Source organism: Streptomyces sp. JH002 (assembly GCF_050916115.1).
GTDB classification, from domain to species: Bacteria; Actinomycetota; Actinomycetes; order Streptomycetales; family Streptomycetaceae; genus Streptomyces; species Streptomyces xiamenensis.
Genome location: NZ_CP087989.1, coordinates 3253655 through 3278460, shown reverse-complemented (window position 1 = coordinate 3278460; position 24806 = coordinate 3253655). Strand labels below are relative to the sequence as shown.

Sequence of the window (24806 nt, the reverse complement as noted above, 5' to 3'; positions counted from 1 at the left end):
CCTGGTGGGTCGTACGGCAGGATTGTGGGCATGGCACCGACCACCCCACCCGTGCCCGTACGGCCCACCACGCATGATGAGGTGGCCGCCGCCGGCAGTGAGCTGATCGGGGGGCCCGCGGGGAAGCGGGTCGCCCCCGGGCGGGGGTGGTGGAACCCGGCCCGGGTCATCGTGCTCGTGATGATCGGGATGTTCGCCCTCGGCATGGTGCAGAAGCTGCCCTGCTACACGGACAGCTGGGTCGGCGGGCCCACCGCCCAGTACACCCAGGCGTGCTACTCGGACATCCCGCACCTCTACTACGGGCGGGGCTTCGCGGACGGGCTGATCCCCTACTTCGACCGCATCCCCGACACCCTCTCCCCCGACAAGGACTTTCTCGAATACCCGGTGCTCACCGGGCTGTTCATGGAGGTCGCCGCCTGGCTCACCCCGGCCGCCATCACCACCCCGGCGCCCGCGCAGCTGTACTGGCTCGTCAACGCGGGGATGCTGCTGATCTGTGCGGCGGTCATCGCGGGCTGTGTCAGCCGCATCCACCGGGACCGGCCCTGGGACGGGCTGCTGGTGGCGCTCGCCCCCGCGCTGGCGCTGACCGCCACCATCAACTGGGACCTGCTGGCCGGGGCGCTCCTGTGCGGGGCGCTGTTGATGTGGTCGCGCGGCAGGCCGCTCGCCACCGGGGTGCTCCTCGGGCTCGCCACCGCCGCCAAGCTCTATCCGCTGCTGCTGCTCGGCCCCTTGTTCCTGCTGTGCTGGCGGGCCGGGCGGCTGCGGGAGTTCGCGACCACGCTGCTGAGCGCCGCCGGGGCCTGGCTGGTGGTGAACGGTCCGGTGATGCTGCTGGCCTGGGAGGGCTGGGCGACCTTCTACACCTTCAGCGAGGAACGGCCCGTGGACTTCGGTTCGTTCTGGCTCATCCTCGCCCAGCGCACCGACTTTCCGCTGGACGCGGTCAACACCTACGCCACGGCGCTGACGCTGCTCGGCTTCGCCGGCATCGCGCTGCTGGCACTCCGGGCGCCGCGCCGTCCCCGGCTGGCGCAGTTGGCCTTCCTCGTCGTGGCCGTCTTCATCCTCACCAACAAGGTCTACTCACCGCAGTACGTGCTCTGGCTGATCCCCCTCGCCGCTCTGGCCCGCCCCCGCTGGCGGGACTTCCTCATCTGGCAGGCCGGTGAGGTGCTCTACTTCTTCGGCATCTGGATGTATCTCGCGTACATCACCGGCGACGGCAATGAAGGGCTGCCGGTGGGCGGCTATCAGCTGGCCATCGCAGCACATCTCTTGGGCACGCTCTATCTCTGTGTGATGATCGTTCGCGATGCGCTACGGCCCGATCATGATGTGATCCGCCGTGGTGGGTCCGACGACCCAGGAGGAGGTGTCCTGGACGGTGCGCCCGATGTCTTCACCCTGCGCCGCCGGTCCTCCGCCATCGGCTGGGGCGTTTCACGTGAAACATGAAGGGCGGAACGCGTGACTGTCGTCACCGATCTCCGGACGCTGTGGCGCTTCCCCAACTTCCGGCGGTTGCTGACCGTCCGGCTGCTCTCCCAGTTCTCCGACGGCGCCTTCCAGGTCGGGCTGGCCACCTATGTGGTCTTCTCCCCCGAGCAGCAGACCACCCCGGGCGATATCGCGGCGGCCATGGCCGTACTGCTGCTCCCCTACTCACTCCTCGGCCCGTTCGCCGGTGTCCTGCTGGACCGCTGGCGCCGGCGCCAGGTGCTGCTCTACGGGAATCTGCTGCGGTCGGTGATGGCGGCCGTCACCTGTGCGCTGGTGCTTCACGGCGTGCCCAACTGGCTCTTCTATCTCTCGGCGCTCTCGGTGACCGGGGTCAACCGCTTCATCCTGGCCGGACTCTCCGCTTCGCTGCCACGGGTGGTGGATCCGGACCGTCTGGTGGTCGCCAACGCGCTGTCCCCGACCGCCGGCACGCTCGCCGCCACGGTGGGCGGCGGGGTGACCCTGGTGACCCAGGCACTCACCCACACCGCCGTCAGTGAGGACGCGCTGGCGCTGATCGCGGCCTCGCTGATCTACGGCGCAGCCGGCGTCGCCGCCCTGCGGATGGGCCGGGATCTGCTGGGGCCGAACCCGGCTGAGATTCAGCCGCGGGTGATGGCCGCGGTCGCCTCCACCGCGCGGGGACTGGCTGCCGGGCTGCGGCATCTCACCCAGCGCCGGTTGGCTTCCTGGGCGCTGGCCGGAGTGGTGCTGATGCGTTTCGGCTACGGCGCGCTGCTGGTGATGCTGCTGATGCTGGCCCGCAACTCCTGGGGCAACGACGGCAATGGCAGCGGCATGACGCTGCTCGGACTCGCGGTCGGCAGCACCGGCGCCGGCTTCTTCGCCGCCGCTGTGCTGACCCCCGGCGCGGTGACGCGGTGGGGACGGCTGGGCTGGTTCTCCCTCTGCGCCGCCACTGCCGCCGTACTGCTGCCTCCCCTCGGGCTGCCCTTCCACCCGGTGCCCATGCTGATCGCCGCCTTCGTGCTCGGGCTGACCTCACAGGGCGCGAAGATCGTCACGGACACCGTGGTGCAGTCCTCCATCGACGATGTCTACCGGGGCCGGATCTTCGCCCTCTACGACATGCTGTTCAACATCGCCTTCGTCAGCTCCGCCGGTTTGGCCGCGCTGATGCTCCCGCCCGACGGACGCTCCGCGCAACTGCTGTTGCTGGTGTCCGCCCTCTTCGCCATCACCGCGGCCCTCATCTTCCGGCTGCATCGCGGCACTGTTTCACGTGAAACACCGCCGTTGCCGCCCGTCAGCCCCGAGACGCCCACCAGTCCTTGAGCGCGGCCACGGCCGCCTCGTGCTCCATCGGGCCGTGCTCCAGGCGCAGCTCCAGGAGGTGGCGGTAGGCCTCACCGATCTCGGGCCCCGGGCCGATGTCGAGGATCTTCATGATCTCGTTGCCGTTGAGGTCCGGACGGATCGCGTCCAGTTCCTCCTGCTCCTGAAGCTGGGAGATCCGCAGCTCCAGTCCGTCGTAGGACTGGGAGAGCGCCAGCGCCTTCCGCTTGTTCCGGGTGGTGCAGTCCGAGCGGGTCAGCTTGTGCAGCCGGTCCAGCAGAGGGCCGGCGTCCCGTACGTAGCGACGCACCGCGGAATCGGTCCACTCGCCCGTGCCGTAGCCGTGGAAGCGCAGATGCAGCTCCACCAGCCGGGAGACGTCCTTCACCAGCTCATTGGGGTACTTGAGCTTGATCATGCGGGCCTTGGTCAGCTTGGCACCGACCATCTCGTGGTGGTGGAAGGAGACCCGGCCGTCCTTCTCGAAGCGTCGCGTCTTCGGCTTGCCGATGTCGTGCAGCAGCGCCGCGAGCCGCAGCGTCAGATCGGGGCCCTCGGTCTCCAGCGCGATGGCCTGCTCCAGCACCGTCAGGCTGTGCTCGTAGACATCCTTGTGCCGGTGGTGTTCGTCCCGCTCCAGCCGCAGCGCCGGCAGCTCCGGCAGCACATGGCGGGCGAGGCCGGTGTCCACCAGCAGGGTCAGTCCCCGGCGCGGGCGGTCCGCCAGTACCAGCTTGTTCAGCTCGTCCCGGATCCGCTCGGCGGAGACGATGGCGATACGGTCCGCCATCGCCGTCATCGCGGCGCGCACCTCGTCGGCCACCTGGAAGTCCAGCTGGGCGGCGAACCGGGCGGCCCGCAGCATCCGCAGCGGATCGTCGGAGAACGACGCCTCCGGTGTCCCGGGGGTACGCAGCACCCTGCGGGCCAGGTCCTCCAGGCCGTGGTGCGGGTCGATGAACTCCTTGCGCGGCAGGGCCACCGCCATCGCGTTGATGGTGAAGTCCCGGCGCAGCAGGTCCTCCTCCAGGGAGTCCCCGTAGGCGACCTCCGGTTTGCGGGAGTCCCGGTCGTACGCCTCCGACCGATAGGTGGTGATCTCCAGCTGATAGTCACGCTGACCATCGCCCGAGCCGTTTTGCCCCTCTTCTGGGGCCCGCTTGCGACAGCCGACCGTGCCGAAGGCGATCCCCACCTCCCACACCGCGTCCGCCCAGGGCCGCACAATGCGCAGCACGTCCTGTGGCCTGGCATCCGTGGTGAAGTCGAGATCGTTGCCCAGCCGCCCCAGCAGCGCGTCGCGCACCGAGCCGCCCACCAGGGCCAGCGAGAAGCCCGCTGCCTCGAACCGCCTGGCGAGATCATCGGCGATGGGGGAGACCCGCAACAACTCACTCACGGCCTGCTGCTGCACCTGGCTCAGCACGGGGAGGGACTGCGGGGCGTGGGTGTCTTTCCTGTCGTTCGGCACAACATCACAGGGTACGTGGCCCACCCTCACCGAACCGCCGCTTCCCCGGCCCGCTCCCGGGCACGGAGCCCCGTCAGGCATCGTTACCATGAGTGCGGGTTCTGGGACGAGGGAACGGGGCAATCGCGTGACAGAGGTGCCGGCGATGATCTCCCGTGCCCACCCGGACCGGAGCCGGGGCCCCGCCCTGCGCCGTGCCCAGCTGATCCTGGCCTCACTGCTCAGTCTGCTGGTCGTGCTTCCCCTGGTCACCGCCGTGAGCCGGGCGCCGCAGGCCGCGCCCGCCCAGGACGTCGGCAGCGGCCAGCGCACCGCCACCATCTCCCTCACCGAGATCGCCCCCGATGTCCCGGCGCAGGGCGACACCCTCACCCTGCGCGGCACCATCACCAATGAGGGCGACTCCGCCATCACCGGCAGTCGGCTGGCTCCCCGCACCGGCACTCTCCTGGACTCCCGGGAGGGTCTGAGCGAGGCGCTGGCGCGGACCGGCTTCGACTCCGCGCTGGACGGCCGGCTGGTCAACGAGCACGGTCAGGACATCGGCACCATCGCGCCGGGCATGTCCGCCACCTTCGACCTCCAGCTGCCCGTCGCCGATCTCGACCTCGGCGCGAACGGCGTCTATCAGTTGGCGGTCACCCTGACCGGCCAGACCGAGGCCGAGTCCTGGGACCAGATCCTCGGCGTGGGCCGCAGCCTGCTGCCCTGGCAGGAAGGGTCGGGCGACGCGGGCTCCGGCACCCAGCTGACCGTGCTGTGGCCGCTGATCTCCTCCACTCACCTCACGGCCGAGACCGACGCCGACGAGGAGCAGACCCCGGCCTTCCGCGACAACTCTCTGCTCACCGACATCTCCCCCGGCGGCCGGCTGCACGAGATGGTGACGCTCGGCGCCGACCTCCCCGTCACCTGGGTCATCGACGCCGACCTGCTCGCCTCGGTGGACGCCATGACCGAGGACTACCGCATCCACACTCCGGACGGTCTCCAGCCCGGCACCGGCCAGGAGGCCGCCCGCAGCTGGCTCGCCGCCCTCGATGACGCCGTGCGGGACCAGGACGTGATCGCGCTGCCCTTCGGCGACCCCGATCTCGCCTCGCTCGCCCACCGCGGCAAGGATGTCCCCGGCGCCCTGGGCCAGCTGCGCACCGCCACCGAGGTCTCCGCCCTGACGGTGGAGACCGTCCTGGGCGTCCAGCCCAGCACAGACTTCGCCTGGCCCGTCGAGGGGGCCATCGACCCGGACATCGTCTCCGTGGCCACCTCGGCCGGAGCCCACCACATCATCAGCCGCAGCGACAGCCTGCGCCCCGGCGACTCCCTCGGGTACACCGAGACCGCCGCCCGTCCGATCGGTGGCGGCACCACCGCGCTGGTCGCCGACAGCACGCTCTCCCGCCTCTTCGAGGCCGACATGAGCCTGCCGGCCAACGCCATCACCGCGCGCCAGCAGTTGCTGGGCCAGGCTCAGACCATCGCCCAGCAGGACCCGGGCCGTGACCGCAGCCTCCTGCTCGCCCCGCAGCGCACCCCGACCACCGACCAGGCCCGGGCGATGGCCGGCGCGATCACCGCTCTCACCGCGCACCCGGAGTGGATCACCTTCACCGGGCTGGCCGAAGCCGCCGACGCCCAGCCCGACCCCGGCGCCAACCGCCAGGTCCCGGGCAGCGGCGCCTATCCCGAGCGGCTGCGCGACCAGGAACTGCCCACCAGCGCCTTCCAGGAGATGCGCGAGACCCAGCGCACCCTGGACGACTTCCAGGTCATCCTCACCCGCCCCGGCCGGGTCACCACGCCCTTCGGCAACGCCATCCGCCGTGAGATGTCCGTCTCCTGGCGCGGCCACGCCACCGAGGCAGCCCAGTACCGCGCCACCGTGCAGAGCGATCTGACCGGCCTCACCGAGCGCGTGCACCTGATCCAGAAGACCAAGATCACCCTGTCCGGACGCAGCGCCACCATCCCCATCTCGGTGCAGAACAACCTGGTCCAGGGGGTGCAGAACCTGGAGCTGCGGCTGACCTCCAGCCGCAAGATCGGTCTGGACGTCGGCGACGCCCAGCAGGTCACCGTCAACGGCGGCCACAGCGCCTCGGTGAAGTTCTCCACCACCGCCCGCGCCAACGGCCTCACCTATCTGGAAGCGCAGCTGTACACGGCGGACGGCAAGCCGTACGGCACGCCGATGCGCTTCCAGGCCCAGGTCACCTCCATCACTTCCGCCGTGCTGATGGTGATCGCCGGCGGCCTGCTGCTGGTGGTCCTGGCCGGGGTCCGTATGTACACCAAGCGCAAGCGCGCCGCCCGGCCCGCCGACGCCGACACCGCGCCCGAGCAGGGAGCGGCCACCGAGCCCGCGCCCTCGGGTGAGAGCGGTGCCGACACCGGCGACGACGGCACCAGCACCCCTCCCGATGGTGAGAGGGTGGATCGAAGCGAGTGAGCCGGACTCCGGCCGGGAACCAGAGGTGGGGTAGCGATGCAAGCGCCGTACGACCGTGAAGACGGCCGGGATCCGGGGGACGGCGACCCGCAAGCCGACCCGTATCCCGCGGGCCCCTACCACCACCAGCAGCACCCTTATCAGCAGCCGCAGCAGCCGCAGTACCAGCAGCCCTACGCCCCGCGCGACCCACAGGGCTGGTCCGGCACGCCCCAGCAGCCCCAGCAGGATGCCTTCGCGCACCTCTTCCGCGACCAGCAGAGCCCGGCCGGGCCCGGCCCCGCCCAGGGCCCGGGCGGCGGCTACCCGGCCCAGCCGGCACCGGGAGCCGGCACGCTGGCCCCCGCGCCCGCCGCCCAACAGCCACCGCCGCCCCCGCCCGCCCCCGCTCCGGAGGCGGCCCCCGCGCCCAAGCGCGGCGGCAAGGCCGCCGGGATACTGCGCTCCAGCGCGATCATGGCCGCCGGCACCCTGGTCTCCCGGCTCACCGGCTTCGTACGCCAGCTGGTCCTGGTGGCCGCACTCGGCGCCGCCGTCCTCGGTGACACCTACACCGTGGCCTGGGCCCTGCCCTCGATGATCTACATCCTCACCATCGGTGGCGGCCTCAACTCCGTCTTCGTGCCCCAGCTGGTCCGGGCCATGAAGAACGACGACGACGGCGGCGACGCCTACGCCAACCGGCTGCTCACCCTGGTCATGGTCGTCCTGGGCGGCCTGGTGATCGCGGCCGTACTGGCCGCACCACTGCTCGTCCGCATGATGTCCGCCAAGATCGCGGACGACCCGGCCGCCAACGAGGTGGCCGTCACCTTCGCCCGCTACTTCCTGCCCACGATCTTCTTCATGGGCGTCCACGTGGTCATGGGCCAGATCCTCAACGCCCGCGGCTCCTTCGGACCGATGATGTGGACCCCGGTCCTCAACAACATCGTGGTGATCTTCACCTTCGGCATGTTCCTGTGGGTCTACGGCACCCAGCGCAGCTCCGAGCTCGGCGTCACCACCATCACGCCCGAAGGCGTCCGGCTGCTCGGTATCGGCACCCTGCTCGGCCTCGTGGTCCAGGCCCTGTCGATGATCCCGTACCTGCGCGCCGCCGGCTTCCGGATGCGGCTCCGCTTCGACTGGCGCGGCCACGGCATGGGGAAGGCGGCCAAGCTCGCCAAGTGGACCGTGCTGTTCGTCTTCGCCAACCAGGCCGGCCTGGTGGTCATCACCCAGTTCGCCACCTGGGCCGGTGACAACGCCGAACGCGCCGGATTCCCCGGTACCGGCTTCATCGCGTACAACAGCGCCCTGCTGATCTGGCAGATGCCGCAGGCCATCATCACGGTCTCCGTCATGGCAGCGCTGCTCCCCCGTATCTCCCGCTCCGCGGCCGACGGCGACACCGCGGCCGTACGGGACGACCTCTCGCACGGTCTGCGCACCTCGGCCGTGGCGATCGTGCCGATCGGCTTCGCCTTCGTCGCCCTCGGCATCCCCATGTGCACCCTGCTGTTCGGCTCCGCCGGCGACGAGGGAGCCCGGTCCTTCGGCTACATCCTGATGGCCTTCGGCCTGGGCCTGATCCCCTTCTCCGCCCAGTACGTGGTGCTGCGCGCCTTTTACGCCTACGAGGACACCCGCACCCCCTTCTACAACACGGTGATCGTCTCGGCCGCCTGGATCGTGCTGTCCGCCGTGTCCTTCGTCACTCTTCCCGACCGCTGGGTCGTGGCGGGCATCGCGTTCAGTTACGGAATCGCCTACGGTCTGGGCGTCTCCATCGCCTGGCGCCGACTGCGCGCCCGGATGGGCACCGACCTGGACGGCGCCCGCGTGGTCCGCACCTACATCAGGCTCGCCGGGGCCAGCATCCCCGCCGCGCTGCTCGGCGGCGGCGCCGGCTACGCCATCACCGGCGCCCTCGGCCACGGCACCATCGGCTCCCTCGCCGCCCTGGCCGGCGGCGGAGCGGTACTGCTGGCGGTCTTCTACCTCACCGCGCGCCGGATGCGGGTCGAGGAACTGACCGCCATGGTCGGCATGGTCCGCTCCCGACTCGGCCGCTGACCACCCGCGCTCCCACCGGCCGAAAACCGGTGGGAGCGCCCCTCGTCGGGAACGAGCCGGCCACGCGCTGTACAACCCCTGGCCGCACTCACATGTCGTGCAGGGTGACGGACTACCGGCACAATGAATCTGGCAGTGTCACCAGCGGCAGCCAACACGGGGAGGCGGATTCAACGGTGGCGGAACGGAGCACGGCGACCAGCCCTCCGCAGCGTTCGCAACGGGACGCGGAGCAGGCGGAGAGCGCCGGAACAGCGACGCCCAGCACACCCCCGGCGCCCTCCCGCGCCGCCGATCCGCACAGCGGCCACAGACTCGCCAAGCGGTACCGGCTGGAGGAGTGCATCACCCGGCTGGACGGCTTCAGCAGCTGGCGGGCCGTCGACGAGAAGCTGCGCCGGGCGGTGGGTGTGCACGTCCTGCCCGCCGACCACGACCGCGCCGCCTCCGTGATCTCCGCCGCCCGTTCCTCCGCGCTGCTGGGCGATCCCCGTTTCGTCCAGGTCCTGGACGCCGTCGAGGAGAACGATGTCGTCCACGTGATCCACGAGTGGCTTCCCGACGCCACCCCGCTCAGTACCGTGCTGCAGAGCGGCCCGCTGGACGCCCACGAGGCGTACGCGCTCGTCAGCCAGATCTCCCAGGCCATGGCCGCGGCCCACCGCGAGGGACTGCCTCATCTGCGGCTCACCCCCGCCACGGTCCTGCGGACCGGCCCCGGCCAGTTCAGGATCCGCGGCCTGGCCGTGGACGCCGCCCTGCGCGGCATCACCTCCGAGCACCCCCAGCGCACCGACACCGAGGCCATCGGTGCGCTGCTGTACGCCGCCCTGACCCAGCGCTGGCCGTACGGCGACGGCGGTTATGGCCTGAATGGCGTAGCGGGCCTGAGCAAAAGCTCGCGGGAGTCCCTGGCCACCCCCGAGCAGGTACGGGCGGGGGTGCACCGCGGCCTGTCCGAGCTCGCCATGCGCGCCATGGTCAACAACGGGGCCACCGCCACCAGCCAGCTGCAGCCCTGCACCACCCCGGAGGAACTCTCCCGGGCGATCGCCGCCCTGCCGCGCATCCCCGCTCCCGAGCCGCCGCCGGTCGATCTCGCGGGATACCAGCGCACCACGTACCAGCGCGGCCCACTGGGGGCCGGCAGCCCTCAGGGCGCGCCGCTGCCGCACACCGCCCCGGCACCGCCCGTACCGCCCACCCTGCCCGGCCGTACCGGGGCCGCCCTCAAGTGGGGGGTCTCCGCGCTGCTGATCGCCGCGCTCGCCCTGGGCAGCTGGCAGCTGGCCGACGCGCTGATCAAGGGCGACACCCCGGCCGACCCGCCCGCCAAGAGCGATCCGCCCGTCGCGGAGGAGGAAGTCTCCGACCCGCAGGTGCACGCGATCCAGGAAGCCGTCGAGTTCGACCCGGCCAAGCCCGGCGGTTCACAGAACCCCGAGGCGGTGCCCAACGCCTTCGACGGAGACCCCGAGACGTTCTGGCACACCAGCAACTTCTACGGGTACTCGAAGTTCGGCAATCTCAAGGAGGGGCTCGGCCTCGTCCTCGATCTGGGGGAGCCGAAGACGGTGGACACCCTCACGGTGAGCACCATCGGTGCCACCCAACTGGAGTTCCGGGTGGCGGGGCCCGATGTCACCACCCGGCCCACGAGCCTGGCAGACTTTCAACTACTGGCCCAGGGGGGCGGCGAGTCGCACACCCTCACCGCCGAGGAGCCCGTCACCACCCGGTTCGTTCTGGTCTGGCTGACGGACCTGCCGCAGGGAAGCGACGGCAACTACCGCGGCCGGGTCAGCGAGATCACCGTCTCCGGCTGATCAGCGGGCCGGCCCGCACCCGTCAGACCAGCGCGACCAGCACAACAGAAGGGGAGGATCCGCCGTGAGCAGGCGCACGCGACGCGTTCCCTCCACCTCCGCACCGCCGGACGGCCCCACCGACAAGGAGCTCCTGGCCCAGCACGCCGCTGGTGACCCGGACGCCTTCACCGAGTTGGTCCGCCGTCACCGCGACCGCCTGTGGGCCGTCGCCATCCGCACCCTCGGCGACCGCGAGGAGGCAGCTGACGCCGTCCAGGACGCGCTGGTCTCCGCCTACCGGGCCGCCCACACTTTTCGCGGCCAGTCCGCCGTCACCACCTGGCTGCACCGGATCACCGTCAACGCCTGCCTCGACCGGCTCCGCAAGGCCAAGACCCGCCGCGCCACGCCCGTGCCGGAGCCACAGCGGCTGGAGACCCTGCTCGAACCCCATGAGTCCGCCGCCGCGCCCGCCGAGCGCCAGGACCTGCGCCGTCAGCTGCGCACGGCACTGGAGGTCCTGCCCCCGGAACAGCGCGCCGCCCTGGTTCTGGTCGACATGCAGGGCTATCCGGTGGCCGAAGCCGCGGCCATCCTCAATATCCCGGTCGGCACCATCAAGAGCCGCTGCGCCCGGGCCCGCGCCCGGTTGCTGCCGCTCGTCAGTCATCTCCATCCCCGTGAATCCGAGGACGACTCCTCACCGGACCGAGCGGGCAGGAACCGGACACCAGGTACATCCGTCCCACCTCCGAGAGATACCGGAGAGAATGGGGCCGTGCGGGGTGGAGGCGGACGCACATGACTGATATGCATCCCGAGCCCGCTGATATCGCGGCTCTTGACGACGATCTGCACCCGGCCGCAGAGGCACGCCGGCTGCGGGCACATCTGGCCGACTGCCAGGAGTGCCGACAGGTTCAGCAGGAACTCCAGCTACTGCGCCAGGAACTGGCCCAGATGGCAGCTCCGGAGATGCCGCCCGATGTCGCGGCCCGGATCGACGCCGCGCTGGCGGCCGAGGCTGCCACGACACCCGTCGGCGGCCGCCGGTTCCGCGCCCTCGTTTCACGTGAAACAGGACGCTGGCCCCGGCTGGCGCTGGCCGCCGTGGGCACAGTGGTGGCCCTCGGCCTGGGCACCATCGTGGTGCAAGGGCTCAACCTCGGCGGTACCGGAGTCACGGACGAGCCGGTCACGGAGGCAGCCGCTGACGGTGCCGAGGATCCGCTGGAGCATCAGGTGCGTGAACTGCTGGCAGAGGCGGATGTGCCGCAGTACGCCGACATTCTTGAGTCCGGGGAAGCCGGCGCGCTCGCCGAGGAGTCCGAGCGGGAGTCCGGCGGGCCCGTCCCGGAAACCACCGAGGCGGCGGAGCCCGGCGGCAGCGACAGCTTCGGGGCGGCCTCTGCCCCCATCCCCTCCTGTGTCGAGTCGGCGATCGGCCGCACCGAGGACCCGCTGGCGGTGGAGCCGGAGCGTTACGAGGGCAACGACGCCTATCTCGTCCTGCTGCCGCACTCCGTGGACCCGCTCCGGGTGGACGCCTACGTGGTGGACGCCGACTGCGTGAGCGCCTCCCCGCCGGTCGAGGGCGAAGTCCTGGCCAAGGAGAGCTACCCGCTCGACCGGTAACCCCCTCGCACCACCCCCTCGGGGGCGGCTGACCGCCGGGAATGTCTGGGACCCTAGGATCTGTTACTGGACTGTGGACCCCATCCGGGGCCCTGGGTGAGTGCCCCGAGACAAGGAAGAATTCCGTGAGCGACGTCCGAAACGTGATCATCATCGGCTCCGGACCCGCGGGCTACACCGCCGCGCTCTATACCGCCCGTGCCTCCCTCAAGCCGCTGGTCTTCGAAGGCGCGGTGACGGCGGGCGGCGCACTGATGAACACCACCGAGGTGGAGAACTTTCCCGGCTTCCAGGACGGGATCATGGGCCCGGACCTGATGGACGGCATGCGGGCCCAGGCCGAGCGGTTCGGCGCGGAACTGATCCCGGACGACATCGTCGCCGTGGACCTCTCCGGGGACATCAAGGCGGTCACCGACACCGCCGGCACCGTCCACCAGGCCAAGGCGGTCATCGTCGCCACCGGCTCCCAGCACCGCAAGCTCGGCCTGCCGAACGAGGACGAGCTGTCCGGCCGCGGCGTCTCCTACTGCGCCACCTGCGACGGCTTCTTCTTCCGCGAGCAGCACATCGCCGTGATCGGCGGCGGTGACACCGCGCTGGAGGAGGCCACCTTCCTGTCCCGGTTCGCCAGCACCGTCACCGTCGTGCACCGGCGGGACACCCTGCGCGCCTCCAAGGCCATGCAGGAGCGTGCCTTCGCCGACCCCAAGATCACCTTCCTGTGGGACAGCGAGGTCGCGGAGATCCAGGGCGACGGCAAGCTCTCCGGCCTGAAGATCCGCTCCACCACCACGGGTGAGCTCTCGGACCTCCCGGCCACCGGCCTGTTCGTGGCCATCGGTCACGACCCCCGGGTGGAGCTGTTCAAGGGTGTCCTCGACCTGGACCAGGAGGGCTACCTCAAGGTCGACGCCCCCTCGACCCGCACCAACATCCCCGGTGTCTTCGCCGCCGGCGACGTGGTCGACCACACCTACCGCCAGGCCATCACCGCCGCCGGTACCGGCTGCTCCGCCGCCCTGGACGCCGAACGCTACCTGGCGGCCCTCAGCCACTCCGAGGCTGCCGAAGCCCTTCAGGCCTGACCTCACCCGCCTCCCGCCCGGAGGCGCCCTCCCACCCCACACCCTCGCAATCCGAAGGAGAACCACCATGGCGGATGCCAAGTCCGGCGCAAAGGCCACCATCACCGTGACCGAGGCCGACTTCGACGAGAAGGTCCTGCAGAGCGACAAGCCGGTTCTGGTCGACTTCTGGGCCGAGTGGTGCGGCCCCTGCCGGCAGGTGGCGCCCGCCCTGGAGGCCATCGCCGCAGAGAACGCGGAGAAGCTCACCATCGCCAAGGTCAACATCGACGAGAACCCCGCCATCGCCGCCCGGTACGGGATTCTCTCCATCCCCACCATGAACGTCTACCAGGGCGGCGAGGTCGCCAAGACCATCGTGGGCGCCAAGCCCAAGGCCGCGCTGGAGCGTGACCTGGTCGACTACATCGGCTGACATCACCCCGCCGAACCGGGCGCCACGCGCTCATGCGGAAGGCCCGCTGTTTCACGTGAAACAGCGGGCCTTCCGCATGGAACGAGCCGTGTGCTTACTCGTCCTCGGACTCCTCGCCCTGCAACTGCTGCTCCAGGACCCGGTCCTCGCCCGGGGCCAGCTGACCCAGGATGCGCTCCAGATCGTCCATGGAGGCGAACTCCACCACGATCTTGCCCTTCTTCTGCCCCAGGTCCACCTTCACCCGGGTCTCGAAGCGGTCCGACAGCCGGCCGGCCAGGCCGTCCAGCGCCGGCGAGATCAGCTTGCCCGCCCGGGGCTTACGGTGCCGGCCACCGCTCTTGACCGCTGCCGCCTGCACGCTGACGATCTCCTCGACCGCACGCACCGACAGACCCTCGGCGACGATGCGCCGGGCCAGCTTGTCCTGCTCCTCGGAGTCGTCCACCGACAGTAGCGCCCGCGCGTGACCGGCCGACAGCACGCCCGCCGCCACCCGCCGCTGCACCCGCGGCGAAAGCCGCAGCAGTCGCAGCGTGTTGGACACCTGCGGGCGCGACCGCCCAATCCGGTCCGCCAACTCGTCGTGGGTGCACTTGAAGTCCCGCAGCAGCTGGTCGTACGCCGCCGCCTCCTCCAGCGGGTTCAGCTGCGCCCGGTGCAGGTTCTCAAGGAGGGCGTCCAGCAGCAGCTTGTCGTCCTCGGTCGCCCGGACGATCGCGGGGATCGCCTCCAGGCCCGCGTCCCGGCACGCCCGCCACCGGCGCTCGCCCATGATCAGCTCATAGCGCTCCGCGCCGAGCTGCCGGACCACCACCGGCTGAAGCAGGCCCACCTCCTTGATGGAGGTGACCAGTTCCGCGAGGGCGTCCTCGTCGAAGACCTCACGCGGCTGCCGGGGGTTGGGAGTGATGGCGTCCAGGGGCAGCTCCGCGAAGTGCGCGCCCGCCACCGTTCCGGCCTCCTGAACACGCGGCAGGTCCGGCTCCGGAGCGGGCCCGGGAACCTCGCCGTACACCTCGGGCTCCGGCGGCGAGACCACCTTGGCCGCGGCGGTCCCCCGCTCGGGGGTCAGCACCGGCACCGCGCTGGGCGAGGTGGTGCCACCCTGCTCCACCGTCGGCGTGGTGGTCTCCGGGCCGCTCGGCGCCGCCGGAATCAGCGCACCCAGCCCGCGCCCCAGACCCCTGCGTCGTTCGCTCACTGATGATTCCCCTCATGCTGCCGTGGAATGGGGCCCCGCAGGGCAATCTCCCGGGCCGCCTCCAGATAGGACAGCGAGCCACTGGAACCCGGGTCGTACGTGAGGACCGTCTGCCCATAGCTGGGCGCCTCCGAGATCCGCACCGACCGCGGGATGTTGGTGCGCAGCACCTCCTTGCCGAAGTGGCCGCGCACCTCCTCCGCCACCTGTGACGCCAGCCGGGTCCGGCCGTCGTACATCGTCAACAGGATGGTCGAGACATGGAGATCGGGGTTGAGGTGGCCGCGCACCAGCTCCACGTTGCGCAGCAACTGGCCCAGACCCTCCAGCGCGTAGTACTCGCACTGGATCGGGATGACGACCTCTGCGCCGGCCACCATCGCGTTGACCGTCAGCAGCCCCAGTGAGGGCGGGCAGTCCACGAAGATGTAGTCCAGCGGCTGTTCATAGGCGCTGATGGCGCGCTGGAGGCGGCTCTCACGGGCCACCACGGACACCAGCTCGATCTCGGCGCCGGCCAGGTCGATGGTGGCAGGAGCACAGAACAGTCCCTCGATGTCCCGGACCGGCTGCACCACTTCGGACAGCGGGCGGCTGTCGATCAGCACGTCATAGATGGAGGGGACCTCGGCGTGGTGGTCGATGCCCAGCGCCGTACTGGCGTTGCCCTGGGGGTCGAGGTCGATGACCAGCACCCGGGCCCCGTGCAGGGCCAGCGAGGCCGCCAGGTTCACCGTGGTGGTGGTCTTGCCGACGCCGCCCTTCTGATTGGCGACGATCATGATGCGGGTACGGTCCGGACGGGGCAGGCCGCCGCCGGCCCGGTACATGGCCGCGACCGTCTGCTGCGCCGCCCGCCCCACCGGGGCATCGGCCGCCGCGGGCGCGCTGTGGGCGATGTCAACGGCACCGCCCGGCGCGTCCACCGGCTCGGACCGGGGTCCGGGGACGGGATCGGCCGTCTGCCCAGCGATATTGGCGTCGGACCGCAATGGTTCACTCTCCTCGACATGCGAAGGCTCCGTGGAGTCAAAGCCTGCCATGTCTCGGGGGTTGTGAACCAGCGAGGCCCGGTTACGTGTGGACAACTCGGGGGGTGTGGATACGTCGGTCACCCTTTTGGAGGCCGACGACGACTTACGGTCGCGCGGCGCGGCGGCCGCGCGACCACGGCTGAGGATTCCGTTCAGCAGTGAGCGGCGTTTCACGTGAAACACGATGCCCACGCCACGCCGCTCACGGCCGGGCGACACTCCGCGCCCGGGATATATTCAGCTCTTTTGCCTGGTTCGGTGGTGCCGCACCGGGAGAATCCGGCTCAGCGCGCCCGGCGTCCGCCGCGGTTCCCCCGGCTCGGCCAGCCGTCCCGGCTCCCGCGCTGCGAGCGCGACGCCTTGGCCCGCTTCGCAGCGAAGCGCACCCCGCCCGGGCTCTCCCCGACCTCGACCCGCACCACAGTGGACAGCGGATCCACCAGACCCTCGCCCACCTGAAGCACCGAGGTCTCCACGACCCCCAGCTTCCCGAGCGCCGCCCTGGCCGACTTCAGTTCCTGCTCGGCCGTGTCGCCCTTGATGGCGAGCATCTCGCCGTACGGACGCAGCAACGGAACGCCCCATCCGGCCAGCCGGTCCAGCGGGGCCACCGCCCGCGCCGTGACCACGTGCACCGGGGTGAAGCTGCCCAGCACCTCCTCCGCCCGGCCCCTGACCACGGTCACGTGGTCCAGGCCCAGAAGCTCCACGACCTCCTGGAGGAAGTTGGTGCGCCGCAGCAGCGGCTCCAGCAGCGTGATCTCCAGGTCCGGCCGCACCAGCGCCAGCGGAATGCCGGGCAGCCCGGCACCCGAACCGACATCGCAGACCGTCACGCCCTCGGGTACGACCTCGGAGAGCACCGCACAGTTCAGCAGGTGCCGCTCCCACAGCCGGGGCACTTCGCGGGGGCCGATCAGCCCTCGCCGTACCCCGGTGTCGGCCAGCAGTTCCGCATAGCGCACCGCGTCCGGCAGCCGGTCCCCGAAGACCTCCGCGGCCACCGCCGGCGGCGGTGACAGCTCGGCGTCCGGCGACGGCCCGGGTGTCGCGTCCCCGCTCACGGCAGGACGACCACGCGGCGCTGCGGTTCCTCGCCCTCCGACTCACTGCTCAGACCGGCCGCCGCGACCGCGTCGTGCACGACCTTGCGCTCGAACGGTGTCATCGGGCTGAGCTTCACCGACTCGCCCGACTCCTTGACCTGCTCCACGGCCTCCTGGGCCAGCGCGGTCAGCTTCTCCCGCTTCTGCGCCCGGAACCCGGCGATGTCCAGCATCAGCCGGCTGCGCTCACCGGTCTCCCGCAGGACCGCGAGCCGGGTCAGCTCCTGGAGCGCCTCCAGGACCTCACCGTCGCGGCCGACCAGCTTCTGGAGATCACGCGAGGTGCCCTCGGAGATCACCGACACCGCGGCACGGTCCGCCTCGACATCCATGTCGATGTCACCGTCGAGGTCGGCGATGTCCAGCAGCCCCTCGAGGTAGTCGGCCGCGATCTCGCCCTCCTGCTCCAGGCGGGTCAGGGCGTCGGTGCCCTCAGCGGCGGTCGAGGTGGTGTCCGTCACGGGGGACTCCTTCATCACTTCTTGCTGTTGGGGGACTTGGGCTTACCCGGCTGCGCCTTCTTGGGCCGCTGCTTGCCCTGCTGCTTCGGCTGAGCCCGCTCGGGCTTCTCCGGCTTCTCCGGCTGCTCGGCGGCGGGCTGGCCGCTCTCCGGCTTGCCCTGCGGATGGGTGCCACCGGACTGCCGCTGCGACTTGCTCTGCCGCTTGGGCTGGGTACGGGTGCCCCGCGCCGTCTCGGCGGCCTTCTTGGCCTCCGCCACGGCCGGGTCCTCCTTCAGCTTGCCCTTCTTCTTCAGCCGCTCCTGGCGCTGCTGGAAGGCGATGCTGCCCGGGGTGGGGTTGCGCGTGATGACGTACATCTGCTGGCCGAGCGTCCACACGTTGGTGGTCAGCCAGTAGATCAGCACACCCACCGGGAAGTTGATGCCGAAGACGGCGAACATGATCGGGAAGATGTACATCAGCATCTTCTGCTGATTCATGAACGGCGTCTTGACCGTCAGGTCCACGTTCTTCGTCATCAGCTGGCGCTGGGTGAAGAACTGCGAGGCCGACATCAGCACGATCATGATGACCGTGACCACCCGGACGTCCACCAGGGAGGCGCCCAGCTCGGCGAGCTTGTCGGCGCTGTCCAGGAAGCGGGCCGCGATCGGGGCGCCGAAGATGGTGGCCTCACGCGCGCTGGTGACCTGCTCCTGGGTGAGCACGCCGACCTTGTCGTTGTTCGCGATGTGGTTGAGGACCTGGAAGAGCGCGATGAAGAACGGCGACTGCGCCAGGATCGGCAGACAGCTGGAGAGCGGATTCGTACCGGTTTCCCGGTACAGCTTCATCATCTCCTCGGACTGCCGCTGCTTGTCGTTCTTGTAGCGCTCCTGGATCTTCTTCATCTTCGGCTGGAGCGCCTGCATGTTGCGCGTCGACTTGATCTGCTTGAAGAACAGCGGGATCAGGGCGATCCGGATCACGACCACCAGGGACACGATCGACAGGCCCCAGGCCCACCCGCTGTCCTCGTTGAAGACCAGGCTGTACAGATCGTGGAACCGGATGACGATCCACGACACTGCGAAGTAAAGGGGACTGAGGATCGAGTTGATCGTGTCCACGAGTCAGACTCCTTGGGCATTGTGAGAGGCGCCCCCGGATGGGATCTGGGGGAGAGTCCGGTGCCGCCAGCGATCACGCAGACGCCGATGCCAGACGGGACGCTTACGCGGCGGCACGTGGTCCACACCACCGGGAGACCAGGGGTTGCACCGCAGGATGCGCCATGCGGTCAACACGGATCCCTTGATCGCGCCGTGCCGACCGACCGCTGTGTATCCGTAATGGGAGCACGACGGGTAGTAACGACAGACCGGCCCGAGCAGCGGGGAGATGGTCCACTGATACAGCTTGATCAGCAGCAACAGCGGGTACTTCACTGACGTACCCCTCCCAGCAGCCGCTCCAGCGCGGCATCGAGATCCCGGGCCAGCTGATCGTTGTCGGCGGTGCCCGCGCCGGGCAGGGCCCGGACAACGACCAGGCTACCGGGGGGCACCCGGAACAGCCGGGCCCGTATGAGATGCCGCAGGCGCCGCTGTACGCGATTGCGCACCACGGCGTTGCCCACGGCCTTGCTCACGACGAAACCCGCACGCGCCGGAAGAGGACTCTCCCGGCCCGCGTGCGGGTCCGTACCACTGCTCAGATGGACGACGAGACGCCGATTACCGGCCCTGCGACCACGGCGTACCGCGGTCGCGAAGTCCTCACGCCGCCGCAACCGGTTCTCGGGGGGCAGCACCGCATGGACCCGTCGATCCGGCGGCGGCTCAGGCCGACAGCCGAGCGCGGCCCTTGGTGCGACGGGCGGTGATGATCGCGCGGCCGGCACGGGTCCGCATGCGCAGCCGGAAGCCGTGGGTCTTGGCCCGACGACGGTTGTTCGGCTGGAAAGTGCGCTTGCTCACTCGGGGGCTCCAGAAGTTTTCGGTGTACCGGCACAGGCTGCCGAGACAGGATGCGGCGGGCCGACAGGCTGCCACCGTGCGCCCACGAGGGACTCGCAACGGAACGATTTCCCGCTCACACGGGAAGGGCGGACCATCGGAGGCAGGCGGCAGCAGCCGTCGACAATGAGACCTGGCAACGGTACGTGCGACACGGCCGTACGGTCAAACCGGACCGGGGCCGGTTGTACACACCCTGTGGACAATGACTTGATGTCCTTGCGCCCCGCTGACTAACGTGGCTCAACTCGACATCTATGTCCCGGTCGCCTCCGCGTCACACCTCATGACCACAGCCGGCGCCACCCCAGCGAGTGAGAGAGCGTGCCCCGTGGCTGACCTACCTGCAGATCTTGCCGCGGTGTGGCCCAGGGTGCTGAGCGCCATCCTCGCCGAGGGGCAGGGCGTGGAGTCCAAGGACCACCGCTGGCTCCAGGACTGCCGCCCGCTCGCCCTGGTCTCCGGCACCGCCCTGCTCGGCGTCTCCAACGAGTACGCCAAGAGCGTGCTGGAGGGCCGGCTGGCGCCGATGATCGGCGAGGCGCTCAGCCGCGAGTGCGGGCAGCCCATCGGGCTGGCGATCACGGTCACCGCCCCGCCGCCCGAGCCCCAGGCCGCCGCACCGCAGCACCAGCCACCGCAGCACCAGCCACCGCAGCACCAAGCACCACAGCACCAGGCACCGCACCTCCCGGAGGAGCCCGCCCAGGGGCCCGCGCCCCGCCACGAGCAGCACCGCCCCGCCGAGCCGGCCCGCGACGGGTACGACGGGGGGTACGGCGGCTACGACGGCGGCCGGTACAACGAGGGCGGTGGCAGCCGCGGCGGGTACGAGAGCTACGACCAGGAGCTGCCGACCGCCCGGCCCGCCTACCCGGACCACCCCCAGGCGCCGCGCCCGGCGAGCGGTGGCCGCGCCCCCGGGAGCTGGCCGGGCCCGGACGGCTATCCGCAGATCCCCGCCCAGCCGGCCCGCTACAACCGGCACGAGCCGCCGGCCTACGACTCCGGCTACCGCGGCTACGACCACACCCCCCAGCAGCAACTGCCCCCGGACGCCCTTCCCGGCCAGAACAGCGGACCCGGCTCCGGGCAGCACGGTCCGGGGCAGGGACGCGGCCAGGGGCACGGCCAAGGGCCCGGCTCCTCGCTGCCCGAGCCGGCCTCCGGCGGCGGCAGCGGAGTGGGCCCGGCGGAGCCCACCGCGCGGCTGAACCCCAAGTACCTCTTCGACACCTTCGTCATCGGCGCCTCGAACCGGTTCGCGCACGCCGCGGCCGTCGCCGTCGCCGAGTCCCCGGCCAAGGCGTACAACCCGCTGTTCATCTACGGCGAGTCCGGCCTGGGCAAAACGCATCTGCTGCACGCCATCGGGCACTACGCGCGCAGCCTCTACCCGGGCACCCGGGTGCGCTACGTGAGCTCGGAGGAATTCACCAACGAGTTCATCAACTCCATCCGCGACGGCAAGGCGGACGCGTTCCGCAAGCGCTACCGCGACATGGACATCCTGCTGGTGGACGACATCCAGTTCCTGGCCTCCAAGGAGTCCACGCAGGAGGAGTTCTTCCACACCTTCAACACCCTGCACAACGCCAACAAGCAGATCGTGCTCTCCTCGGACCGGCCGCCCAAGCAGCTGATCACCCTGGAGGACCGGCTGCGCAACCGCTTCGAGTGGGGCCTGATCACCGACGTCCAGCCGCCCGAACTGGAGACCAGGATCGCGATCCTGCGCAAGAAGGCCGTCCAGGAGCAGCTGAACGCCCCGCCGGCCGTGCTGGAGTTCATCGCGTCCCGGATCTCCCGCAACATCCGGGAGCTGGAGGGCGCGCTGATCCGGGTCACCGCCTTCGCCAGTCTCAACCGGCAGCCGGTGGACCTCGGGCTCACCGAGATCGTCCTCAAGGACCTGATCCCCGGCGGCGAGGAGTCGACCCCGGAGATCACGGCGGACGCGATCACCTCCGCCGTCGCCGAGTACTTCGGCCTGGGCGTGGAGGACCTGGCGGGCTCCTCCCGCAGCCGCACGCTGGTCACGGCGCGGCAGATCGCCATGTACCTGTGCCGGGAGCTCACGGACCTGTCGCTGCCCAAGATCGGCCAGCACTTCGGCGGCCGGGACCACACCACCGTCATGCACGCCGACCGCAAGATCCGGGTGCTGATGGCCGAGCGCCGGCCCATCTACAACCAGGTCACCGAGCTCACCAACCGCATCAAGAACGGCTGAGCCGGCCGCCGCACGCACCGCAGGACCTCACAGCGCCCCCGGGACCTCCCGGGGGCGCTGTTCGATTACGGGGTCCCACGGGCCGGTTTTCCACAGAACGGAGGGTCCCTGGGTGTCCACACCCTGTGGGAACGGCGCGTCGCCCACATCTGTGTCCACAGGGGGTCGGGCGATCGGTCTTCTTCGCAGGTCAGTCGGCTGTGGAAACGTGGATAACGATCTTCCACAGGCTGTGGACAACGCCCGGGGTGGACTGGTGTTCACCTCGGGTTTCCCCAGGCGAACCCGCTTGATCCACAGGAGAGGCCAGGTTACCCACAGGTGATCCACAAGGCTGTCCACTGTTCGGCAACACAACGCGCCGACTCACCGTTGAGGGTGAATCGGGTCACAGCGAGGGGCCGCGCGCCCTGTTGATAAGGGGGCCGGATTCTGTGGACGCGGCTGTGGGTAACTCGGGGGCTTCTGTGGACGCCTGTGGACGACCGGGCCGCCGTCCACAGGGACCCCCTGTTCATCCACCGGTCCATGCACAGGGCATGTGGACAAAAAACCGGGCCTGAGCTGGGAAAAGGGAGTTATCCACGGTTTCCACAGGCCCTACTACTACTACGACACAGTTAGAGCGGGGAAGTCGTTTCGAAGTGGGTGCTGTGGATGAACGGGCCTCCTGCGGTCTACCCGTCCCGGATCGATTTGACGCACTCGAGCCCCTACTGTCAGTGCCGTGCGTCAGACTGGTGGCCGGTAGAGAGCCAGCAAGGCAGCAAGGGCTGGGAGCAGCCAGCGACAGCAGGAGGCGGCTGAAGTGAAGATCCGGGTAGAACGCGATGTGCTCGCGGAGGCGGTGGCATGGGCCGCGCGGAGCCTGCCGGCCCGACCGCCGGTGCCGGTTCTCGCTGGCCTGTTGCTGAAGGCCGAGGACGGCATGCTGAGCCTGTCCGGCTTCGACTACGAGGTCTCGGCGCGGGTCTCGGTGGAGGTGGACGCCGAGGAGGAGGGCACCGTCCTGGTGTCCGGCCGGCTGCTCGCCGACATCTGCCGGGCGCTGCCGAACCGTCCGGTGGAGATCTCCACCGACGGGGTGCGGGTCTCGCTGGTGTGCGGCTCGTCCCGGTTCACGCTGCACACGCTGCCGGTGGAGGAGTACCCGGCGCTGCCGCAGATGCCGACCGCGACCGGCACCGTGCCGGGCGAGGTGTTCGCGTCCGCCGTCTCCCAGGTGGCGATCGCCGCGGGCCGAGACGACACCCTGCCGGTGCTGACCGGTGTGCGGATCGAGATCGAGGGCGACACGGTCACCCTGGCCTCCACCGACCGCTACCGTTTCGCGGTGCGCGAGTTCCTGTGGAAGCCGGAGGTCGCCGATGTGTCGGCCGTCGCCCTGGTGCCGGCGAAGACGCTGCTGGACACCGCGAAGTCGCTCAGCGGCGGTGAGACGGTCTCCCTGGCGCTGTCGGGCTCGGGGTCCGGCGAGGGCCTGATCGGCTTCGAGGGGGGCCGGGCGGCGTACCACCACGCGGCTGCTGGAGGGCGATCTGCCGAAGTACCGCACGCTGTTCCCGACCGAGTTCAACTCGGTGGCGGTGATCGAGACGGCGCCGTTCGTGGAGGCCGTCAAGCGTGTGGCGCTGGTGGCCGAGCGGAACACCCCGGTGCGGCTGAGCTTCGAGCAGGGTGTGCTGACGCTGGAGGCCGGCTCCAGCGACGACGCACAGGCTGTGGAGCGCGTGGACGCGGACCTGGAGGGCGACGACATCTCGATCGCCTTCAACCCGGGCTTCCTGCTGGAGGGTCTGAGCGCGATCGACTCCCCGGTGGCGCAGTTGGCGTTCACCACCTCGACGAAGCCGGCGCTGCTCAGTGGCCGCCCGGCGAAGGACGCCGAGGCGGATCAGGCGTACAAGTACCTGATCATGCCGGTGCGCCTGTCCGGCTGAGACGGGACGGCACCGGCTGATCGGGAGGGTGAGGGTCGCCCCTCACAAGATCGCGGTATGCCGGTGCGCCTGTCCGGCTGAGACGGGACGGGTTACCGGATCGCGCCGTACGGTCACCGACCGTACGGCGTCAGCCGTCTGAGCGGCTGACCCCGCAGGTGAGCGCGAGGGCGCGGGCGTAGGCTCGGCGTGAAGTGTTGAGCACGATGAAGGAGTCCTGATGGAGCTGGGTCTCGTCGGCCTGGGCAAAATGGGCGGGAACATGCGGGAACGCATCCGCCGTGCCGGTCACACCGTCGTCGGGTATGCCCACCAGCGGGATGTCTCGGATGTGCACAGTCTCAAGGAGCTGGTGGATTCGCTGGCCGCGCCCCGCGTGGTGTGGCTGATGGTGCCGGCCGGTGAGGCGACCCAGTCCACCGTGGACGAGCTGGCCGAGCTGCTGGAGCCCGGGGATGTCGTCGTCGACGGCGGCAACTCGCGGTGGACCGATGACGAGAAGCACGCGCGTGAGCTGGCGTCCAAGGGCATCGGTTTCGTGGACTGCGGCGTCTCCGGTGGTGTGTGGGGTCTGGAGAACGGCTACGCGCTGATGTACGGCGGTGACGCCGAGCACGTGGCGCGGGTGCAGCCGATCTTCGACGCGCTCAAGCCCGAGGGCGAGTTCGGCGCGGTGCACGCGGGCAAGGTGGGTGCCGGGCACTTCGCGAAGATGGTCCACAACGGCATCGAGTACGCGATGATGCAGGCCTTCGCCGAGGGCTGGGAGCTGCTGGAGACCGTGGACTCGGTCACCGATGTGCGCGAGGTCTTCCGGTCCTGGCAGGAGGGCACGGTGATCCGTTCCTGGCTGCTGGACCTGTCGGTGCGGGCGCTGGACGACGACGAGCACCTGGAGCAGCTGCGCGGCTACGCGGCCGACTCGGGTGAGGGCCGCTGGACGGTGGAGGCGGCGATCGACAACGCGGTGCCGCTGCCGGCGATCACGGCGTCGCTGTTCGCGCGGTTCGGTTCGCGGCAGGACGACTCGCCGCAGATGAAGATGATCGCGGCGCTGCGTAACCAGTTCGGTGGTCACGCGGTCGAGAGCAAGTAG

General features: G+C 70.1%; 20 protein-coding genes and 1 pseudogene. 12 read left to right on the top strand and 9 right to left on the bottom strand.

Annotated features, from left to right (window positions below; translation table 11 throughout):
- The first annotated feature begins 30 nt into the window (after positions 1-30).
- Positions 31-1467 (top strand): glycosyltransferase family 87 protein, encoded by a 1437-nt coding sequence (locus tag H7827_RS14900; protein ID WP_432745694.1) that lies wholly within the window; start codon positions 31-33, stop codon positions 1465-1467.
- A gap of 12 nt (positions 1468-1479) precedes the next feature.
- Positions 1480-2808, top strand: a complete 1329-nt coding sequence (locus H7827_RS14895; RefSeq protein ID WP_432745692.1) for an MFS transporter — start codon at positions 1480-1482, stop codon at positions 2806-2808.
- Here H7827_RS14895 and H7827_RS14890 read toward each other — a convergent pair.
- Complete coding sequence (locus H7827_RS14890; RefSeq protein WP_432745690.1) at positions 2780-4360, bottom strand: CCA tRNA nucleotidyltransferase; 1581 nt, start codon at positions 4358-4360, stop codon at positions 2780-2782. The genes H7827_RS14895 and H7827_RS14890 overlap by 29 nt on opposite strands.
- Before the next feature lie 64 nt (positions 4361-4424).
- Between H7827_RS14890 and H7827_RS14885 the strand changes: the two genes are divergently transcribed.
- From H7827_RS14885 to trxA, 7 genes are all read left to right on the top strand, one after another.
- Complete coding sequence (locus tag H7827_RS14885) at positions 4425-6728, top strand: DUF6049 family protein (RefSeq protein WP_432745688.1); 2304 nt, start codon at positions 4425-4427, stop codon at positions 6726-6728.
- Positions 6729-6764: 36 nt separating this feature from the next.
- On the top strand, positions 6765-8786 hold the full coding sequence (murJ, locus tag H7827_RS14880) for a murein biosynthesis integral membrane protein MurJ (protein WP_432745686.1): 2022 nt from the start codon (positions 6765-6767) through the stop codon (positions 8784-8786).
- 176 nt (positions 8787-8962) lie between these two features.
- Positions 8963-10612: a protein kinase family protein gene (locus tag H7827_RS14875; RefSeq protein ID WP_432745684.1), complete on the top strand. Its 1650-nt coding sequence runs from the start codon at positions 8963-8965 to the stop codon at positions 10610-10612.
- 64 nt (positions 10613-10676) lie between these two features.
- Complete coding sequence (sigM, locus tag H7827_RS14870; protein ID WP_200365985.1) at positions 10677-11399, top strand: RNA polymerase sigma factor SigM; 723 nt, start codon at positions 10677-10679, stop codon at positions 11397-11399.
- Positions 11396-12229 carry an anti-sigma factor family protein gene (locus H7827_RS14865; protein WP_432745682.1) on the top strand — a complete coding sequence of 278 codons (834 nt, stop codon included), beginning with the start codon at positions 11396-11398 and terminating at the stop codon, positions 12227-12229. The genes sigM and H7827_RS14865 overlap by 4 nt, the downstream gene beginning before the upstream one ends.
- A 125-nt stretch (positions 12230-12354) precedes the next feature.
- Complete coding sequence (gene trxB, locus H7827_RS14860) at positions 12355-13317, top strand: thioredoxin-disulfide reductase (protein WP_432745680.1); 963 nt, start codon at positions 12355-12357, stop codon at positions 13315-13317.
- Between the two features lie 67 nt (positions 13318-13384).
- Positions 13385-13732 carry a thioredoxin gene (gene trxA, locus H7827_RS14855; protein ID WP_046724106.1) on the top strand — a complete coding sequence of 116 codons (348 nt, stop codon included), beginning with the start codon at positions 13385-13387 and terminating at the stop codon, positions 13730-13732.
- 94 nt (positions 13733-13826) lie between these two features.
- Here the strand turns inward: trxA and H7827_RS14850 are convergent, their stop codons facing one another.
- The 8 genes from H7827_RS14850 to rpmH all read right to left on the bottom strand — a co-directional run bounded on the left by H7827_RS14850 (position 13827) and on the right by rpmH (position 19498).
- A complete protein-coding gene (locus H7827_RS14850; protein WP_432745677.1) occupies positions 13827-14936 on the bottom strand; it encodes a ParB/RepB/Spo0J family partition protein in 1110 nt (369 codons plus the stop codon).
- A complete protein-coding gene (locus tag H7827_RS14845) occupies positions 14933-15979 on the bottom strand; it encodes a ParA family protein (RefSeq protein ID WP_078635491.1) in 1047 nt (348 codons plus the stop codon). Before H7827_RS14845 ends, H7827_RS14850 begins: the two co-directional genes overlap by 4 nt.
- A gap of 275 nt (positions 15980-16254) precedes the next feature.
- On the bottom strand, positions 16255-17034 hold the full coding sequence (gene rsmG / locus H7827_RS14840) for a 16S rRNA (guanine(527)-N(7))-methyltransferase RsmG (protein WP_432745675.1): 780 nt from the start codon (positions 17032-17034) through the stop codon (positions 16255-16257).
- On the bottom strand, positions 17031-17552 hold the full coding sequence (locus H7827_RS14835) for a protein jag (protein ID WP_375879571.1): 522 nt from the start codon (positions 17550-17552) through the stop codon (positions 17031-17033). Before H7827_RS14835 ends, rsmG begins: the two co-directional genes overlap by 4 nt.
- A complete protein-coding gene (yidC, locus tag H7827_RS14830; protein ID WP_432747989.1) occupies positions 17552-18640 on the bottom strand; it encodes a membrane protein insertase YidC in 1089 nt (362 codons plus the stop codon). Before yidC ends, H7827_RS14835 begins: the two co-directional genes overlap by 1 nt.
- 12 nt (positions 18641-18652) lie before the next feature.
- Positions 18653-18967, bottom strand: coding sequence for a membrane protein insertion efficiency factor YidD (gene yidD / locus H7827_RS14825; RefSeq protein WP_078635493.1), 315 nt, complete (start codon positions 18965-18967; stop codon positions 18653-18655).
- Positions 18964-19332, bottom strand: a complete 369-nt coding sequence (gene rnpA / locus H7827_RS14820) for a ribonuclease P protein component (RefSeq protein ID WP_030732583.1) — start codon at positions 19330-19332, stop codon at positions 18964-18966. The genes yidD and rnpA overlap by 4 nt, the downstream gene beginning before the upstream one ends.
- Before the next feature lie 28 nt (positions 19333-19360).
- Complete coding sequence (gene rpmH, locus H7827_RS14815) at positions 19361-19498, bottom strand: 50S ribosomal protein L34 (protein ID WP_078635495.1); 138 nt, start codon at positions 19496-19498, stop codon at positions 19361-19363.
- A gap of 370 nt (positions 19499-19868) precedes the next feature.
- On the opposite strand from rpmH, the gene dnaA reads away from it, so the two are divergent.
- The 3 genes and pseudogenes from dnaA to gnd all read left to right on the top strand — a co-directional run bounded on the left by dnaA (position 19869) and on the right by gnd (position 24806).
- Positions 19869-21770 carry a chromosomal replication initiator protein DnaA gene (gene dnaA, locus H7827_RS14810; RefSeq protein ID WP_432745672.1) on the top strand — a complete coding sequence of 634 codons (1902 nt, stop codon included), beginning with the start codon at positions 19869-19871 and terminating at the stop codon, positions 21768-21770.
- 808 nt (positions 21771-22578) lie between these two features.
- Positions 22579-23710, top strand: a pseudogene (dnaN, locus tag H7827_RS14805) (DNA polymerase III subunit beta).
- Positions 23711-23930: 220 nt separating this feature from the next.
- Positions 23931-24806, top strand: coding sequence for a phosphogluconate dehydrogenase (NAD(+)-dependent, decarboxylating) (gene gnd / locus H7827_RS14800; protein ID WP_030732591.1), 876 nt, complete (start codon positions 23931-23933; stop codon positions 24804-24806).

Excerpts from the sequence above, each read along its gene's own strand:
- H7827_RS14900 (WP_432745694.1), top strand. The coding sequence starts at position 31 with ATGGCACCGACCACCCCACCCGTGCCCGTACGGCCCACCACGCATGAT.
- H7827_RS14890 (WP_432745690.1), bottom strand. The coding sequence starts at position 4,360 with ATGCCTGACGGGGCTCCGTGCCCGGGAGCGGGCCGGGGAAGCGGCGGT.
- H7827_RS14885 (WP_432745688.1), top strand. The coding sequence starts at position 4,425 with ATGATCTCCCGTGCCCACCCGGACCGGAGCCGGGGCCCCGCCCTGCGC.
- murJ (WP_432745686.1), top strand. The coding sequence starts at position 6,765 with ATGCAAGCGCCGTACGACCGTGAAGACGGCCGGGATCCGGGGGACGGC.
- H7827_RS14865 (WP_432745682.1), top strand. The coding sequence starts at position 11,396 with ATGACTGATATGCATCCCGAGCCCGCTGATATCGCGGCTCTTGACGAC.
- trxA (WP_046724106.1), top strand. The coding sequence starts at position 13,385 with ATGGCGGATGCCAAGTCCGGCGCAAAGGCCACCATCACCGTGACCGAG.
- H7827_RS14845 (WP_078635491.1), bottom strand. The coding sequence starts at position 15,979 with ATGGCAGGCTTTGACTCCACGGAGCCTTCGCATGTCGAGGAGAGTGAA.
- H7827_RS14835 (WP_375879571.1), bottom strand. The coding sequence starts at position 17,552 with ATGAAGGAGTCCCCCGTGACGGACACCACCTCGACCGCCGCTGAGGGC.
- gnd (WP_030732591.1), top strand. The coding sequence starts at position 23,931 with ATGGAGCTGGGTCTCGTCGGCCTGGGCAAAATGGGCGGGAACATGCGG.